The sequence below is a fragment of the Streptomyces sp. CG4 genome (genome assembly GCF_041080655.1).
In the GTDB taxonomy this organism is placed as follows: domain Bacteria; phylum Actinomycetota; class Actinomycetes; order Streptomycetales; family Streptomycetaceae; genus Streptomyces.
The window spans coordinates 6,867,887-6,881,403 of record NZ_CP163525.1; the positions used below are offsets into that span (position 1 = coordinate 6,867,887).

At 72.5% G+C, this 13,517-nt stretch carries 16 protein-coding genes; 4 read left to right on the forward strand and 12 right to left on the reverse strand.

The window, feature by feature from the left end:
- Positions 1-32: 32 nt before the first annotated feature.
- From AB5L52_RS31345 to AB5L52_RS31370, 6 genes are all read right to left on the reverse strand, one after another.
- The gene (locus tag AB5L52_RS31345) at positions 33-686 is read right to left on the reverse strand and encodes a response regulator transcription factor (RefSeq protein ID WP_351018340.1); all 654 of its coding nucleotides are present in this window, start codon (positions 684-686) and stop codon (positions 33-35) included.
- On the reverse strand, positions 671-1,945 hold the full coding sequence (locus AB5L52_RS31350; protein WP_369367307.1) for a sensor histidine kinase: 1,275 nt from the start codon (positions 1,943-1,945) through the stop codon (positions 671-673). Before AB5L52_RS31350 ends, AB5L52_RS31345 begins: the two co-directional genes overlap by 16 nt.
- A gap of 31 nt (positions 1,946-1,976) precedes the next feature.
- Complete coding sequence (locus tag AB5L52_RS31355) at positions 1,977-3,029, reverse strand: NAD-dependent epimerase/dehydratase family protein (RefSeq protein WP_369367308.1); 1,053 nt, start codon at positions 3,027-3,029, stop codon at positions 1,977-1,979.
- Between the two features lie 68 nt (positions 3,030-3,097).
- Complete coding sequence (locus tag AB5L52_RS31360; protein WP_351018333.1) at positions 3,098-3,688, reverse strand: winged helix-turn-helix domain-containing protein; 591 nt, start codon at positions 3,686-3,688, stop codon at positions 3,098-3,100.
- A 478-nt stretch (positions 3,689-4,166) separates the two neighbouring features.
- A complete protein-coding gene (glnII, locus tag AB5L52_RS31365) occupies positions 4,167-5,198 on the reverse strand; it encodes a glutamine synthetase (RefSeq protein ID WP_351566246.1) in 1,032 nt (343 codons plus the stop codon).
- Positions 5,199-5,365: 167 nt separating this feature from the next.
- The gene (locus tag AB5L52_RS31370) at positions 5,366-5,830 is read right to left on the reverse strand and encodes a MarR family transcriptional regulator (protein ID WP_351018449.1); all 465 of its coding nucleotides are present in this window, start codon (positions 5,828-5,830) and stop codon (positions 5,366-5,368) included.
- Between the two features lie 81 nt (positions 5,831-5,911).
- On the opposite strand from AB5L52_RS31370, the gene AB5L52_RS31375 reads away from it, so the two are divergent.
- Entirely contained in the window at positions 5,912-6,769 is an 858-nt protein-coding gene (locus AB5L52_RS31375) for an alpha/beta fold hydrolase (RefSeq protein ID WP_369367309.1), read from the forward strand.
- Between the two features lie 3 nt (positions 6,770-6,772).
- Here the strand turns inward: AB5L52_RS31375 and AB5L52_RS31380 are convergent, their stop codons facing one another.
- Both AB5L52_RS31380 and AB5L52_RS31385 read right to left on the reverse strand, forming a co-directional pair.
- Positions 6,773-7,537: a hypothetical protein gene (locus tag AB5L52_RS31380; RefSeq protein ID WP_351018327.1), complete on the reverse strand. Its 765-nt coding sequence runs from the start codon at positions 7,535-7,537 to the stop codon at positions 6,773-6,775.
- Between the two features lie 120 nt (positions 7,538-7,657).
- Positions 7,658-8,026 carry an arsenate reductase family protein gene (locus AB5L52_RS31385; protein WP_351018325.1) on the reverse strand — a complete coding sequence of 123 codons (369 nt, stop codon included), beginning with the start codon at positions 8,024-8,026 and terminating at the stop codon, positions 7,658-7,660.
- Positions 8,027-8,132: 106 nt separating this feature from the next.
- Between AB5L52_RS31385 and AB5L52_RS31390 the strand changes: the two genes are divergently transcribed.
- From AB5L52_RS31390 to AB5L52_RS31400, 3 genes are all read left to right on the forward strand, one after another.
- The gene (locus tag AB5L52_RS31390) at positions 8,133-9,680 is read left to right on the forward strand and encodes an AMP-binding protein (RefSeq protein ID WP_369367310.1); all 1,548 of its coding nucleotides are present in this window, start codon (positions 8,133-8,135) and stop codon (positions 9,678-9,680) included.
- A gap of 214 nt (positions 9,681-9,894) precedes the next feature.
- The gene (locus AB5L52_RS31395; protein ID WP_369367311.1) at positions 9,895-10,209 is read left to right on the forward strand and encodes a hypothetical protein; all 315 of its coding nucleotides are present in this window, start codon (positions 9,895-9,897) and stop codon (positions 10,207-10,209) included.
- A gap of 310 nt (positions 10,210-10,519) precedes the next feature.
- Positions 10,520-10,807, forward strand: coding sequence for a hypothetical protein (locus AB5L52_RS31400; protein WP_351018319.1), 288 nt, complete (start codon positions 10,520-10,522; stop codon positions 10,805-10,807).
- Between the two features lie 16 nt (positions 10,808-10,823).
- Here the strand turns inward: AB5L52_RS31400 and AB5L52_RS31405 are convergent, their stop codons facing one another.
- From AB5L52_RS31405 to AB5L52_RS31420, 4 genes are all read right to left on the reverse strand, one after another.
- Positions 10,824-11,408: a hypothetical protein gene (locus AB5L52_RS31405; protein ID WP_351018316.1), complete on the reverse strand. Its 585-nt coding sequence runs from the start codon at positions 11,406-11,408 to the stop codon at positions 10,824-10,826.
- 31 nt (positions 11,409-11,439) lie between these two features.
- Positions 11,440-12,360, reverse strand: coding sequence for a zinc metalloprotease HtpX (htpX, locus tag AB5L52_RS31410; RefSeq protein WP_351018313.1), 921 nt, complete (start codon positions 12,358-12,360; stop codon positions 11,440-11,442).
- A gap of 164 nt (positions 12,361-12,524) precedes the next feature.
- Positions 12,525-12,779, reverse strand: a complete 255-nt coding sequence (locus tag AB5L52_RS31415; protein WP_351018311.1) for a hypothetical protein — start codon at positions 12,777-12,779, stop codon at positions 12,525-12,527.
- A 128-nt stretch (positions 12,780-12,907) separates the two neighbouring features.
- Positions 12,908-13,498: an isochorismatase family protein gene (locus AB5L52_RS31420; RefSeq protein ID WP_369367312.1), complete on the reverse strand. Its 591-nt coding sequence runs from the start codon at positions 13,496-13,498 to the stop codon at positions 12,908-12,910.
- Between the last annotated feature and the right edge of the window lie 19 nt (positions 13,499-13,517).

A 13,517-nucleotide genomic window follows, 5' to 3' on the forward strand; every position in this document is an offset into this window, starting at 1 on the left:
AACAGGCGAGTTGGCAGGTCACGCCGATTCGGTCAGCGGTCCCGGTCGAGATGGGCGAGGACCGCCAGGACGCGACGGTTGTCGTCGTCCGACACCTGAAGGCCCAGCTTGGTGAAGATGTTGGAGGTGTGCTTGGCGATGGCCCGTTCCGTCACCACCAGCTGGGCCGCGATGCCCGCGTTCGACCGGCCCTGCGCCATCAGTTCCAGCACCTCCAGCTCGCGCGGGGTGAGGCTCGCGAGCGGCCGGTCGTCGGCCGCGCGCCGGGACAGCAGCTGCTGGATGACCTGCGGATCCATCGCCGTACCACCGGCCGCGACCCGGCGTACGGAGTCGATGAACTGCTCGGCGTCGAAGACCCGGTCCTTGAGCAGATAGCCGACCCCGCCGTTGCCGTCCGCGAGCAGCTCGCGCGCGTACAGCTGCTCCACGTGCTGGGAGAGCACCAGCACCGGCAGTCCCGGCCGCGCCCTGCGGGCCGCGAGCGCGCACTGCAGGCCCTCGTCGGTGTGCGTGGGCGGCAGCCGTACGTCGACCACGGCCACGTCCGGCTCCAACTCGGCGAGCGCGCGGGCGAGTTCGGGACCGGACTCGACGGCGGCGGCGATCTCGAAGCCGAAGGCCGACAGCATCCGGACCAGCCCGTCGCGCAGCAGGAAGAGGTCTTCGGCTAGGACAACGCGCACGGGATCTCCATCGTCACCAGGGTGGGGCCGCCCGCGGGGCTGCTGACGGCCAGGACGCCGTCGAATGTACCGAGCCGGCGCTCGACCCCGGCGAGCCCCGACCCGCCGCCGATCACCGCGCCGCCCTTGCCGTTGTCGGTGACCGTGATCCGCAGCCGCCCGTCGGCGTGGTGCACGTCCACCCAGATCCGGTCGGCGCCGGAGTGCTTGACGGCGTTGGTGAGCACCTCGCTGACCGCGAAGTAGGCCGCCGACTCGACCGGCGCGTCCGCACGGCCCGCCGGCTCCACGCTCACCTCGGTCGGCAGCGGGAGCCGCAGCGCGAGTGCCCGTACGGCGTCGCCGAGCCCCCGTTCGGCGAGGACCGGCGGATGGATGCCGCGCACCAGGTCGCGCAGCTCCTCCAGGGCCTCGGCGGAGTTCCGGCGGGCCTGGGCGAGCAGCCGCTTCGCCTGGGCCGGGTCGTGTTCCACCAGCATTTCGATGGTGCCGAGGTCCATGCCCATGGCGACCAGCCGGGCCTGCGCCCCGTCGTGCAGGTCCCGCTCGATGCGGCGCAGCTCGGCGGCCGAGGTGTCGACCGCGTCCCGCCGGGTCTCGGTCAGCACCCGGACGCGCTCGGCGAGTTCCGCGTCGCCGCCGAGCACGGCCCGGGTGAGCCGGAAGTGCGTGGTCAGCAGGCGCGGGGTGCGGCGCCAGGAGACGGCGAGGATCACGGCGCCGAGCGCGGCCGCGCCGAAGGCACTCGCCTGGCCGCTCACCGGCACGAAGGCGTACCAGTAGGTGTCGCCCGGACCGTGCACGTACGCCCGCCACAGCCCGGCCGCCAGCAGGAACCCCTCGACCGGGAAGAACACCAGCACCGCGGGCAGCAGCGCGGTGGCGAAGCCCGCGGTCATGTCCACCGGCAGCCAGACCAGGTCCCGCCGCACCTGCGGGTCCCGGAGCAGGGCGGCCGTGCGCGTCCACGGGTTGGCGGACTTCGGGAGCGGCTGGTACACCGCCGGGATCCGGATCCCGCACCACTCCGCCGCGAGCCTCCTGCGGGCGTCCGCGAGAGCCCGTACGCCGGTGAGGATCGCCGGAGTGGTGACGAGCCCGACGCCGAGCGGGACGAGCGCGACGGAGACGAGGGTCAGGACGAGAAACGCCGCACCGGTCGGCAGCACCACAAGGGCCAGCACCAGCCCCTGCACGGCGGCCAGCAGTGCCTCCCTGGCCAGGGCGCGGAAGTCGTTTCTCTTCGGGTCGGTGTTCATGCCGTCAGTCTCGCCGACGGCTCCGCGCGCGTCAGTCGTCCGAAGTCGCCTCTTGCGGGGTGGTGCCAGGTACACCCCCCGCCCCGGCCAGCACCTTCGCCTCCGCCTCGGGGCCGAGGCCGACGGGCGGGCGGTCCGGGCGGCGGGGTGCCTCGCCGCCGATCCGGGTCAGCCAGCGCCAGGTGTCCGCGACGGTCTCCGCGGCCGGCCGGCACACCAGACCGGTGGCGAGCGCCCGCGACACGTCGGCGCGGTGCAGGGCCGCGTGCAGCTCGCTCTCCGGCGGCACCCACACCGGCAGCTCGGTCCACGGTTCGATCCCGGCGGCCAGGATCACCTCCGGGTCGGTCCAGCGCAGCTCCGCGTCCGCGCCGGTGACCCGCACACAGAGGTCGAGCAGCTCGCCCATGGTGCTGTGCCCCGGCGGTCCGACCAGGTCGTACGGCCCGCTCAGCGAGCGCTCGACCGCTCCGAGCAGCCAGCCGGCCAGATCGCGGGCGTCGATGAACTGCACCGGCAGCTCGCGCGGCCCGGGGGCCAGTACCGGGCCGCCGCGGGCGATCCGGGTCAGCCACCAGGGCAGCCGGCCGATGTTCTCGTACGGGCCGAGGATCAGCCCGGCCCGTACCAGCAGCGAGCCCTCCGCACCGAAGGTCTCGACGGCGGCCAGTTCGCCGCCCCGCTTGTCCCGTGCGTAGTCCGTCGGCCCGGCGTCGGCGGCGGCGCCCTCGACCACCGGACCCGTCTCGCCCGCCCCGCCCGGCGCGGGCCGGGGCCAGGCGTACACGGACCGGCTGGAGACGTACGCGTACCGCGCGGCACGGCCCCGCAGCAGCCGTGCCGCCGCGAGCACGGCACGCGGCTCGGCCGACCAGGTGTCGACCACGGCGTCCCAGCCGCCCGGGTCGGCGGCGAGCGCGGCCAGCCCGTCCGGGGCGGTGCGGTCGCCGTGCAACGACCGCACCCCGGGCGGGGGTTGGTGCCGTCCCCGGTGGAAGACGGTCACCTCCCAGCCGCGCGCCACCGCGGCCTCGGCGACCGCCCGCCCCACGAACTCCGTACCGCCCAGCACCAGAAGTCTCATACCGGTGATCGTGCCCGCTCCGGGCGCGTCGCGGTACGCGACTCTGCCGAGGGCAGAGCGGGGGAGGGTCAGCGGCCGGTCGGCGGCGTGTACTTGTAGCCGACCCGGCGCACCGTCTGGATCGCCTTGCGGTGCTCGGCGCCCAGCTTGCGGCGCAGCCGGGCGACGTGCACGTCGACGGTGCGGCCGTCGCCGACATGGCCGTAGCCCCACACCGTGGTGACCAGCTGGTCGCGGGTGTGCACCCGGTGCGGATGCGCCACCAGGTGCGCGAGCAGCTCGAACTCCAGGTAGGTGAGGTCGAGTTCACGGCCGTCGACGGCGGCGGTGCGCCGTTCGGTGTCCAACCGCACCAGCGGCTCGGCGGCCGGGCCGCTGCCCGTGCCGGCGTCGGTGACCGGGGCCGTCCCCGGCTGGTCCGGCACCGCGACCGGCAGGAACGGCGGCCGCTGGTCGGCAGGGACCAGCACCAGATAGCCGACCATCGGCGGCTGGCCGGGGAGGGTGGGCAGGGTGTGCTGCGGCGCGGGCAGCCAGGTGGCGCCCGGCGGCAGGAAGTCCGCGACGTCGACCACCTCGTCCCGGTCCACGGCGCGCAGCCGGTGCCGGGCGGGGGCGGTCAGAGTGGAGGCGGAGGAGAGAGAACGAGAGGTCGCCATGAGAGGTCAGCTCTTTCGCGCGAGAAGTTTCGTCGGACGAGGCGACGGCCGCGATTCGTGGTCGGGGCGCGCCGGAGGACGTACATCGCTTCGCGCTGGCCGAAGGCCGGGGTTACGGCTTTAGAGGGCCCGCGCGTTCGTCGCGCGGCAACACACCCGGTCGAAGTCGTGATGCTGACGGGAAGGCCAGAAGGGCTCGAGGTCATGGCGACCCGTCGCGGTGATCTTCTGGAAGCTGGCCATGAGCCCATTGAAGCAGACAGCGGCGCCGGGCAGGACCCTCCTCTCACTGCTTGGACGCTTCCTTGGCGTGAAGTTGACGTGGCGAGTCCGTCGCGGGCGCGCATCAGGGCCTGATCAGCGGCTTCCCTCCCGCCGTGCGGTCCGTGACGCCGTCTCGGCATCCGGACGGGTGACCGTACGACATGCGGAAGGGGGCGCCCACCGCGACGGTGGACGCCCCCTCCGGGAGCCGGGATCAGACCTGGCCGGCCTTCTCCAGCGCGGTGCAGCAGGTGTCCACCAGCAGGCGGGTCACCACGTACGGGTCGACGTTGGCGTTCGGACGGCGGTCCTCGATGTAGCCCTTGCCGTCCTTCTCGACCTGCCACGGGATACGGACCGAGGCACCGCGGTCGGAGACGCCGTAGGAGAACTTGTCCCACGGGGCGGTCTCGTGCAGGCCGGTCAGCCGCTCGTCGATGCCGGCGCCGTAGTTCTTGACGTGGTCGAGCGGCTTGGAGCCCTCGCCGAGCGACTCGCAGGCGGTGATGATCGCGTCGTAGCCCTCACGCATCGCCTTGGTGGAGAAGTTGGTGTGCGCGCCCGCGCCGTTCCAGTCGCCCTTGACCGGCTTCGGGTCGAGGGTCGCGGAGACGCCGAAGTCCTCGGCGGTGCGGTACAGCAGCCAGCGGGCCACCCACATCTGGTCGGAGACCTCCAGCGGGGCGAGCGGGCCGACCTGGAACTCCCACTGGCCGGGCATGACCTCGGCGTTGATGCCGGAGAGGCCGAGACCGGCCTTGAGGCAATTGTCCAGGTGGGCCTCGACGATGTCACGGCCGAAGATCTCGTCGGCGCCGACACCGCAGTAGTAGCCGCCCTGCGGGGCCGGGAAGCCGCCCTCGGGGAAGCCGAGCGGACGGGTGCCGTCGAAGAAGGTGTACTCCTGCTCGATGCCGAAGATCGGCTCCTGCGCGGCGAACCGCTCGGCGACCTCGGCCAGCGCGGCACGGGTGTTGGACACGTGCGGCGTCATGTCGATGTCGAGGACCTCGCACAGGACGAGGACGTCGTCGCCGCCGCGGATCGGGTCCGGGCAGGTGAAGACCGGCTTGAGCACGCGGTCCGAGGCGTGGCCCTCGGCCTGGTTGGTGGAGGAGCCGTCGAAGCCCCAGATCGGCAGCGCGTCGAGACCGGCCGGGGCACCCGTGATGATCTTCGTCTTGGAACGGAGCTTGGCCGTCGGCGCGGTGCCGTCGATCCAGATGTACTCGGCCTTGAAGGTCACGGGGGCACTTCCTTCGGGGGTGTGTCGGGCGCACGTCGGTGCGGGTGCTGCGGATGCTGCGGCGCCACGGCACCGGGGCGCCGCGTCGATCTGCCCGGCAGCCTGTCAACGGGCGATTTCCCGACCGTTGCTCGTATGTGAACCCCGTGTTACCTGGTGGTTCTGTGTCACGACTCACCTTGTGAGGTGCCAGGGGGCGGGGTATGGGCGCTCTCCGTCGCGGCCTCCCGCACCCCGTCGAGGAAGTCCCGGACGGCGGCTCGCTGGTGGTCGTCGTAGCCGCGCAGCAGCTCCACCGACCGCTCGATCAGCGGCCCGAAGAAGGACGTGCCGAGGTCCACGGCGCCGTCCGTCACCTCCACGACGACCTTCCGCCGGTCGCTCTCCGCGCGCACCCGCCGCACATGTCCCGCCCGCTCCAGCCGGTCCAGCAACGCCGTGGTGCCCGCCGAGTTGAGCCCGAGCCCGGCCCCGAGCCGCCCGGCGCTCATCTCCTCGTCCGCCCGCCGCGCGTCCATCAGCGCGATCAGCGCGCGTACGTCCGTGGGGTGCATGCCGTTCCGCTGCGCGAACCGGGCGCTGTGCAGGCCGAGTTCGACGGCGACGGCACGCAGCAGATGGACGATCTCCATTTCGGGCTGCACGCGGGGCTTCCGAAGCTATTGTCTCGTTCAGCGAATATCTTGTTGAGCGAGATAATAGGGGGCGGTTCCATGGCCGGGTACGACGACGAGGTCTTCCGGGTTGCGTACGACAAGGTCCTGGCGAAGTGGCCTGCCGAGCGGGAGGCGCTGACGGTCCGTACCCCCTTCGGCGCCACCCGCGTCAACGCCTGCGGCCCCCGGGAAGCGCCCCCGCTGCTCCTGCTGCCGGGCGGCGGCGGAGCCACCTCCGTCTCCTGGTACGCCCAGGTCGCGGAACTGGCCCGGATCCGCCGGGTCTACGCCGTCGATGTGATCGGCGCCCCGGGGCTGAGCGAGCCGGCCGGCGACCTCCACCCCCGCACCGTCGCCGACCTGACGCGCTGGCTGGACGCGGTCCTCGACGGTCTGGGCGCCGACTCGGCCGACCTGGGCGGCCACTCGTACGGCGGCTGGATCGCCCTGCACTACGCTCTGCGCGCCCCGGACCGGATGCGCCGCCTGTTCCTCCTGGACCCGACCCAGTGCTTCGCCGGGTTCAAGGCGGCGTATCTGCTCCGCGCCCTGCCGATGCTGCTGCGGCCCTCGCCCCGCCGGGTCCGCGCCTTCCTGGAGTGGGAGACCGGGGGAGTACCGCTGGACCCGGACTGGCTCGCCCTCCAGGAGGCGGCGGCCGGGTTCCCGGCCGCCAAGCCGGTGACGAGCCCGCGCCCGGCGCCGGACGCGCTGCGGGCCCTGAACGCACAGGTCCTGCTGCTCGTGGCGGCGAACAGCAGGACCCATGACCCCCGCGAGGTGGTGACCAGGGCGACGGCACTGGTGCCGCACGTCGAGACCGCCGTACTGCCGGGCATGTCCCATCACGCGCTGCCGCACGCGGCACCCGCCGTCCTGGCCCGCCGCCTCACCGCCTTCCTGTCGGGCCGGTGAGCCTCACCCCACCTTCTCGATCAGCGCGTGGCGGATGAGGAACTTGCCCGGCTCCCGGACCTGTTCGAAGGCCGCGTTGTTGAGGAGCACGCAGCTGCCGGAGACCGAGGTCACCTTCACCGTCGTGGACTTCTTGTTGTCCAGGTTGGTGACCTTCAGGGTCGTACCCGCCGGGAACTGGCCGCTGGACGCGGCCGGGGCGCCGGCCTCGCCGGAGAGGGTGACCGTGGAGCCGTTGCAGACCTGCTGCCCGGAGGCCGCCGCGCCACCACCGGCGCCCGCGGCACCGGCGGCACTCTGCGAGGGCTGCGCGCTCTGCTGACCGGCACCCTGCTGTCCGGCCTGTTGACCAGCGCCCTGCTGACCGCTCTGCTGGCCGGCGCCCTGTTGACCTGCGCCCTGCTGGCCGCCCTGCGCCTGCTGACCGGCCTGGGAGCCCTGAGCCGACTCCCCAACCGTGCAACCGGCTGCCTTCTGCTGGACCTCGATCTGTTTGATGACTGCCTGCCGGTTGGCGATCCGGGCCGCCGACTGGGCGTCCGGGTTCGCCTGCTGCCCGGCGATGAACCGCTCGTTGTTGCCCAGGGCGGTGGCGAGCCCCTGGCAGGCGGTCGACGAGTCCGCGGCGGAGAGGGTCTTCGCGTTGTTCGCCGGCTGGGCGGCGTTGGACGTGGTGGCCAGCGCGAAGGCCCCGCCGCCCGCCACCGCCGCGGCACTGACGAGAAGCGCGAGCTTCTTCTTCGTACTGAGGGTGCGCCTGCGCGACATGCGCGCCTCCTGAAGAGGTAGGGGAGCGTACGCCGCTATGTACGAGATCCCGAACGGGGTTGCTCAGCGCTCGCAGCAGTCGGTGAAGTGGCCTGCATCACAGGGGAGTTGAGCGGCTGCTCAGCCCTTGTTGTGCGTGAGGGCCTCGCGTACCGCTTCCTCGGAGCGGGCCACCAGCGTCGTTCCGTCGTCGGCGGTGATGATCGGCCGCTGGATGAGCTTGGGGTGCTCGGCGAGCGCGGCGATCCACCGGTCCCGCGCACTCGCGTCCCGCGCCCATTCCTTGAGCCCCAGCTCCTTGGCCACGGCCTCCTGGGTGCGGGTGATGTCCCACGGTTCGAGGTGCAGCCGGTCGAGTACGGCCCTGATCTCGTCCTCGCTCGGGACGTCCTCCAGATAGCGGCGGACGGTGTACTCGGCCCCCTCGGCATCGAGCAGGCTGATGGCGCTGCGGCACTTGGAGCAGGCGGGATTGATCCAGATTTCCATGCCGCACACGGTATGCGAGAACCGGCTCCCAGCCGGTGGCGACGTCGGGTGTCACCGCGCGCGGGTCCGTGTTGCACGGCGGTCGTGCCCGGCTTTCCATGGGAGTGTGGCGGCGATCTACGTGACCCGGCTCGTCGAGGCGCTGGAGGGGCATGCCGGCCGCCCGGTGCTGGGCGGCGCGGGCCTCGGCGGCCGGGTGCTCGACCACGGCGAATTGCTCCAAGAGGTCCACCGGATCGCCGGCGTGCTGGGCGACGCGGGGGTGTGCCGCGGCTCCGGACTGGCCTGTGTGCTGGGCGCGAACCGGGCTCAGGCACTGCTGCTGCGAACCGCCGCCCATGTCCTCGGCGCGCGGCTGACCCTGGTGGTGCGGGACGCGTCCACCCACGGAGTGGACCACGTGCTCCGGGACTGCCGTCCCGATCTGGTGGTGCACGACGTACCGGTCCCGGACCCGGGGGTACCGCGGCTGACTCTGGCCGAGGTGCTGACGCGGGCCGCGCAGCGGCGGGCGGACGCGGTGCCGGTCGCGGCCCGCGAGGACGATGTGGCCCGGGTGGCGTACACGGGAGGCACCACCGGCCGCCCGAGAGGCGTCGCCATCACCTTCCGTGCGCTGGCGGCCCGCCCCGGCGGGCAGGACGCGCGCGGCACCGAAGGCCGCCACGGTCCGGGTACCTACGTCTCGGTGACCTCCCTGGCCGCGCGGTCCGGCGGCCGCTGCCTCGAACAGTGGCGGTCCGGCGGCCGGGTGGAGGTGCTGTCCGCGTTCGACGCGGGGCGGCTGGCGGACGCCTGCCGGAGACTGGGGCCCGCGTCGACCTATCTGATGCCGCCCATGATCTACCGGCTCCTCGAGGATCCCCGCACCGCCGACGGGATTCCGGGTCTCGAAGCGATCAGCTACGGCGCCGCGCCGATCCTGCCACAGCGGCTGCGGCAGGCGGTCGCCGCCTGGGGCTGCCGCTGGCAGCAGGGCTACGGGGCGACCGAGACCGGTGTTGTCACCCGGCTCACTCCCGCCGATCACGCGGCGGCCGTCGCCGGCCGGCCCTGGCTGCTCGGCTCGGTGGGGCGCCCGGCGGCCGGCGTGGAGATCGAGGTACGGGAGCCGGGAGATGCCGGGCGGCCCCTGTCCGCCGGGCGGGTGGGCGAGGTGTGGGTGCGGTCGGCCGCCGGTATGTCGGGCTACTGGATGCGGCCCGACCTCACCGCGCAGGTGCTGCGGGACGGGTGGCTGCGCACCGGCGACCTCGGGCACCTCGATAGCGAGGGCTATCTCTACCTCGACGACCGGGTCAAAGACATGGTGGTGGTCGACGGGGACAACATCTACAGCCTGCCCGTCGAAGCGGCCCTCGCCCGGCACCCCGCCGTCGGTCAGGCCGCCGTGGTCGGCAGACCCAGTGCCTGGACGGGCGAGGAGGTCTGCGCCTTCCTCGTGCCGGCACCCGGCGGCACGGCAAGCCCGTCCGCCGCCGCCGAGGCATGTGCGCTCGTGGCGGAGCGGCTCGCCCCGGCGCACCGGCCGACCACGGTCTGGTGGACGGAGCGCCTGCCGCTCACCGGGAACGGCAAGGTGGACAAGAGCGCGTTGCGGGCCACGGCCAGGGCCAGGGCCGTGGTCGCCGGCGTCGGCGCCGGCCCGGACTGAGCGTCGTTGCCGCTCCCCCTTGTTCGAATTTGACGCCGCCTCACGAGCACCACGAAGACCTACTGTGACGAGCGGTCAATTCACCTGTCCACCTGGAGGTTTCTCGGACTCTGCGGACTCCCTCGATGTCAGTGCCGGGCACTAAACTGGAGGCAGTGTTCGAGGGCATGGCCGGACTGTCCGGCCGGTGCCCGACCGCGACAGGAGGATGCCTGTGCCCGCTGCCGCCCTGAAGCCGAAGCCGTTGCCCACCCAGTCCACCGCCCAGCACCCGGTGCTGTTCGACTCGCCCCACGAGCCCGTGACGAAGCGTCCGCTGCCGGCCGGACGGCCGCGCGAGTGGTACGTCACCCACAACCGCCGCCTGAAGGCCATGCGCCTCGCCATAGCCCTGCTCGACTCCGGGATCTACCTGCCGGCCCAGGCCCGCGACGAGAGGATCCGCAGCAAGGCGCAGGAGATCGGGATGCGCCCGCCGTCCGGTACGACCTGCCACATGGTCCGCGCCTTCATGCGCTACAGCCGCTGACACCGGCCCTGTCACCGATGCCGGGTGCCCCGCCGGGGCACCCGGCGTCCAGCAGACGGGTCGCGAACTCCCGCCGGTCCCCGCCGGCGCCGCCCGGCCCGATGGTCCGGCGCTCACTCCGCTGAGCCGTTCGCCGTCGAAGTCATGGGTGAAACCGGAGAGTTCGGCCATGGGGTCATGCACTGATGGCGGGCCGTGCCGGGTGGAAAACGGGATGCGGGTGCGGTGGTGGCCTCCCTACGCTGAACAAACGGCACGAAGCCGACACACTCCCACCCCAGCCACCCTCATCCCACGGAGGAGGTCCGTCATGCGTGGCATCGTCGTGTCCGGGACCGCCGTCCTGGTGATCCTCGGAATCGGAAACCATCTGTGGTGGCTCGCCGCCGTCGCGCTGCTGTATCTGTACGCGACGCACGGTCGTGGCTCGCCCGGCACGCCACCACCCACCACCGGCACCGGCGCGGGCACCCCGCCCCCGCCCGACAGCTACCGCGCCTACCGCGAGCGCCGCGACCGGCAGGCCAAGTGGGAGCGCCGCTACCGCCGTGAGCGCCCCTTCGAGACCCGCCGGCAGGAGCGCGAGAAGAGCAGGTGAGCGACGGCGTCCCCGGTCACAGACCGGGGGCGCCCCACACCGGGAACCAGCGGCTCAGGTCCTCCTCGATCCGCAGGTCGTTCGCGAGCGCCGCCTTCACCTGCAGTTCCAGCGCACTGTCCCGCCGCTCGGCGCCGCCGGGCAGCGGGGCGAACGGGTAGAACGCGGCCCGCTTGTAGAGATAGACCAGCGCGAGCCTGCGGCCGCCGTCGTCCGTGAACGCGGCCAGTGAGCACAGCAGCTGCGGGCCGAACCCGTTGACCTCCAACGCGCTGTTCACCGCGTGCAGATCGTTGACCAGCTCCGGCAGCTGCTCCGGGCCGCGCTCGGAGAGCAGCCAGGAGTAGCCGTAGTCGTCCCGCCGCAGCTCCACCGGCGGGCCGCTGCGGTCCGTGTCCGCGTCCAGCAGCGCCTGCACCTCCCGGTGGGTCTGCTCGAAGGCCGCCCCCTCCACCGTGGCGAAGCACACCGCGCCCGTTCCGGTCGGTGTGAAACCGGCCGCGGCCTGGAGGGTCACGGCCGCCGAGGGCAGCGCGAAGAGCTGGTCGAGATCGGGCGCGACCGGTTTCGTACGGCCCAGCAGGATGTCCAGCAGCCCCAAGGCTCAGCCCGCCTTCCGCAGTGCCATCTGGTCAGCTCGCCTTCCCGGGCGTGGCGGCCTCGCCCAGCTCCGCCGAGATCCGGCCCAGCTGCTCCAGCCGCTGCTCCAGGGTCGGGTGCGTGGAGAAGTACCGCTCCATGCCGGGCTCCTTCCCCGTCGCCGGGGTGAAGTAGAAGGCGTTGAAGGCCTGGGCAGTGCGCAGGTCCTTGGTCGGGATCCGGGCGATGTCCCCGGAGACCTTGGTGAGCGCCGACGCCAGCGCCGAGGGCCGCCCGGTCAGATGCGCCGCCGCCCGGTCGGCCGCCAGCTCGCGGTACCGGGACAGCGCCCGGATCAGCAGGAAGCTGATCGCGTACACCGCCGCGGAGACGCCCAGGACGGCGGCGAAGACCGCGGCCGTGTTCTGGTCCCTGCGGCCTCCGCCGAAGACCTGTGAGTAGAAGGCGAACCGCACGATCAGGCCCGCCAGCACACCGAGGAAGGACGCGACCGTGATCACGGCGACGTCCTTGTGCGCGACGTGCGACAGTTCGTGCGCCAGCACGCCCTCCAGCTCGGCGGGCTCCAGCCGCCGTAGCAGCCCCGTGGTCACACAGACCACGGCATGGTCGGGATTCCGGCCGGTCGCGAACGCGTTCGGCATGTCCATCTCGGACACGGCGACCACCGGCTTGGGCATGTCGGCGATCGCGCACAGCCGGTCGATCACCGCGTGCAGCTCGGGATACTCCTCGCGCTCCACGACCCGGCCGTGCATCGCGAACATGGCGATCCGGTCGGAGAACCAGAACTGGGCCACGAACATCGCTCCGACCAGCACGACGACCAGCACCCAGGACTTCAGCAGCGTGATCAACGCGGCGATGAAGCCCACGTACAGCAGACCCAGCAGGAACAGCGTGAGTCCCATGCGCACGGTCAGCCGTCGATCGCTCCGGAAGCGGCTCTGCATCTTGCATCACCCCGCAGTCAGGCACTCGTCCCGCTGTCCAGTGTGCACCTGCCGAGTCCCATGAAGTGGTTGCGAACGCCCCTAGGAGCAGCAAAACGTACCGGTGAGTCGCCGACCGTCGCGGTGCGTCCCCGCCGCCCGCCGCGACAGGGCCCAGCGGCGGCCTAGCGGGCCGAGCCGAACTGCACCACCCCGATCAGCACCATCACCGCGATCACACACCCGAAGACCATGGCCGTCGACGCCCACGACGACCGGCGCGGCGCCGGGTCCGGGTCGGCGCGGAAGGGCGCCGGATTCGGCGGGTTCTCCTTCCAGCGCGCGGCGAGCATCCGGGCCCGGGCGGAGGGCTCCTTGTGCTCGGCGGAATTCGCCCAACGGTGATCGAATTCCCGCTCCCAGTCGTCCTGTTCCGTCATCCCCGTTAAACCTCTCTAGTCCGGCAGGGTCAGGAGGGATGATCCCCCGAGAGTAGGAAGCCTGGGAAGCGGGAAAGGTTGCCCGCCCCGGCACCGGGGCGGGCGGATCCGGCCGAGGCCGGCGGATTTCAGCCGAGGGACGCCGCGGACGGGACGACGACGCCCCACAGGTCCTCGATCGTCGCGAGCGCGCCGCGGTGGAGCTGTTCGGCGGACACCTCGGCGACGGCGGCGCCCAGCGGCCGGGTCGCACAGGCGTCGGCGACGACGGTGGCCCGGTTGCCGCGCAGGAACGCGCCGTGGGCGGTGAAGGCGACGCACATGTGGGTCATGAAGCCGGCGATGATCACGTCCTTGTGCCCGGCGGCGTCCACGTGCGCGGCCAGATCGGTGTCGTGGAACGCGTTCGGGGTCTGCTTGACGACCACGGCCTCGCCCTCGGCCGGCGCGACCGCCGGGTGGATCTGCCCGATCTCCTCGCGGACGTCGTACGGCGTGCCCGCGCCGCCGTCGTTGACGACGTGCACGACCGTCGCGCCCGCGGCCCGCGCCCGGGCCAGCAGGTCGGCGCCCGCGTCGAGGGCGGCCCGCCAGCCCGTCAGCTCCATCACGCCGCGGGTGTAGGTGTTCTGGTAGTCGATGAGGATCAGGGTCGAGCCGGCGAGCGAGGCCGGGGTCTGATCGAAGCCGTTGAGGTCACGCAGAGTCGTCGTAGCCATGGTCATCACGCTATGAGCG

What these genes read in the sequence shown, in the direction of transcription:
- AB5L52_RS31370 (WP_351018449.1), bottom strand. Translation starts at nt 5,830, where the DNA reads ATGGAGATCGTCCATCTGCTGCGTGCCGTCGCCGTCGAACTCGGCCTG.
- AB5L52_RS31400 (WP_351018319.1), top strand. Translation starts at nt 10,520, where the DNA reads ATGCGTGGCATCGTCGTGTCCGGGACCGCCGTCCTGGTGATCCTCGGA.
- AB5L52_RS31380 (WP_351018327.1), bottom strand. Translation starts at nt 7,537, where the DNA reads ATGTCGCGCAGGCGCACCCTCAGTACGAAGAAGAAGCTCGCGCTTCTC.
- AB5L52_RS31420 (WP_369367312.1), bottom strand. Translation starts at nt 13,498, where the DNA reads ATGGCTACGACGACTCTGCGTGACCTCAACGGCTTCGATCAGACCCCG.
- AB5L52_RS31350 (WP_369367307.1), bottom strand. Translation starts at nt 1,945, where the DNA reads ATGAACACCGACCCGAAGAGAAACGACTTCCGCGCCCTGGCCAGGGAG.
- AB5L52_RS31360 (WP_351018333.1), bottom strand. Translation starts at nt 3,688, where the DNA reads ATGGCGACCTCTCGTTCTCTCTCCTCCGCCTCCACTCTGACCGCCCCC.
- AB5L52_RS31355 (WP_369367308.1), bottom strand. Translation starts at nt 3,029, where the DNA reads ATGAGACTTCTGGTGCTGGGCGGTACGGAGTTCGTGGGGCGGGCGGTC.
- AB5L52_RS31415 (WP_351018311.1), bottom strand. Translation starts at nt 12,779, where the DNA reads ATGACGGAACAGGACGACTGGGAGCGGGAATTCGATCACCGTTGGGCG.
- AB5L52_RS31375 (WP_369367309.1), top strand. Translation starts at nt 5,912, where the DNA reads ATGGCCGGGTACGACGACGAGGTCTTCCGGGTTGCGTACGACAAGGTC.
- htpX (WP_351018313.1), bottom strand. Translation starts at nt 12,360, where the DNA reads ATGCAGAGCCGCTTCCGGAGCGATCGACGGCTGACCGTGCGCATGGGA.
- AB5L52_RS31385 (WP_351018325.1), bottom strand. Translation starts at nt 8,026, where the DNA reads ATGGAAATCTGGATCAATCCCGCCTGCTCCAAGTGCCGCAGCGCCATC.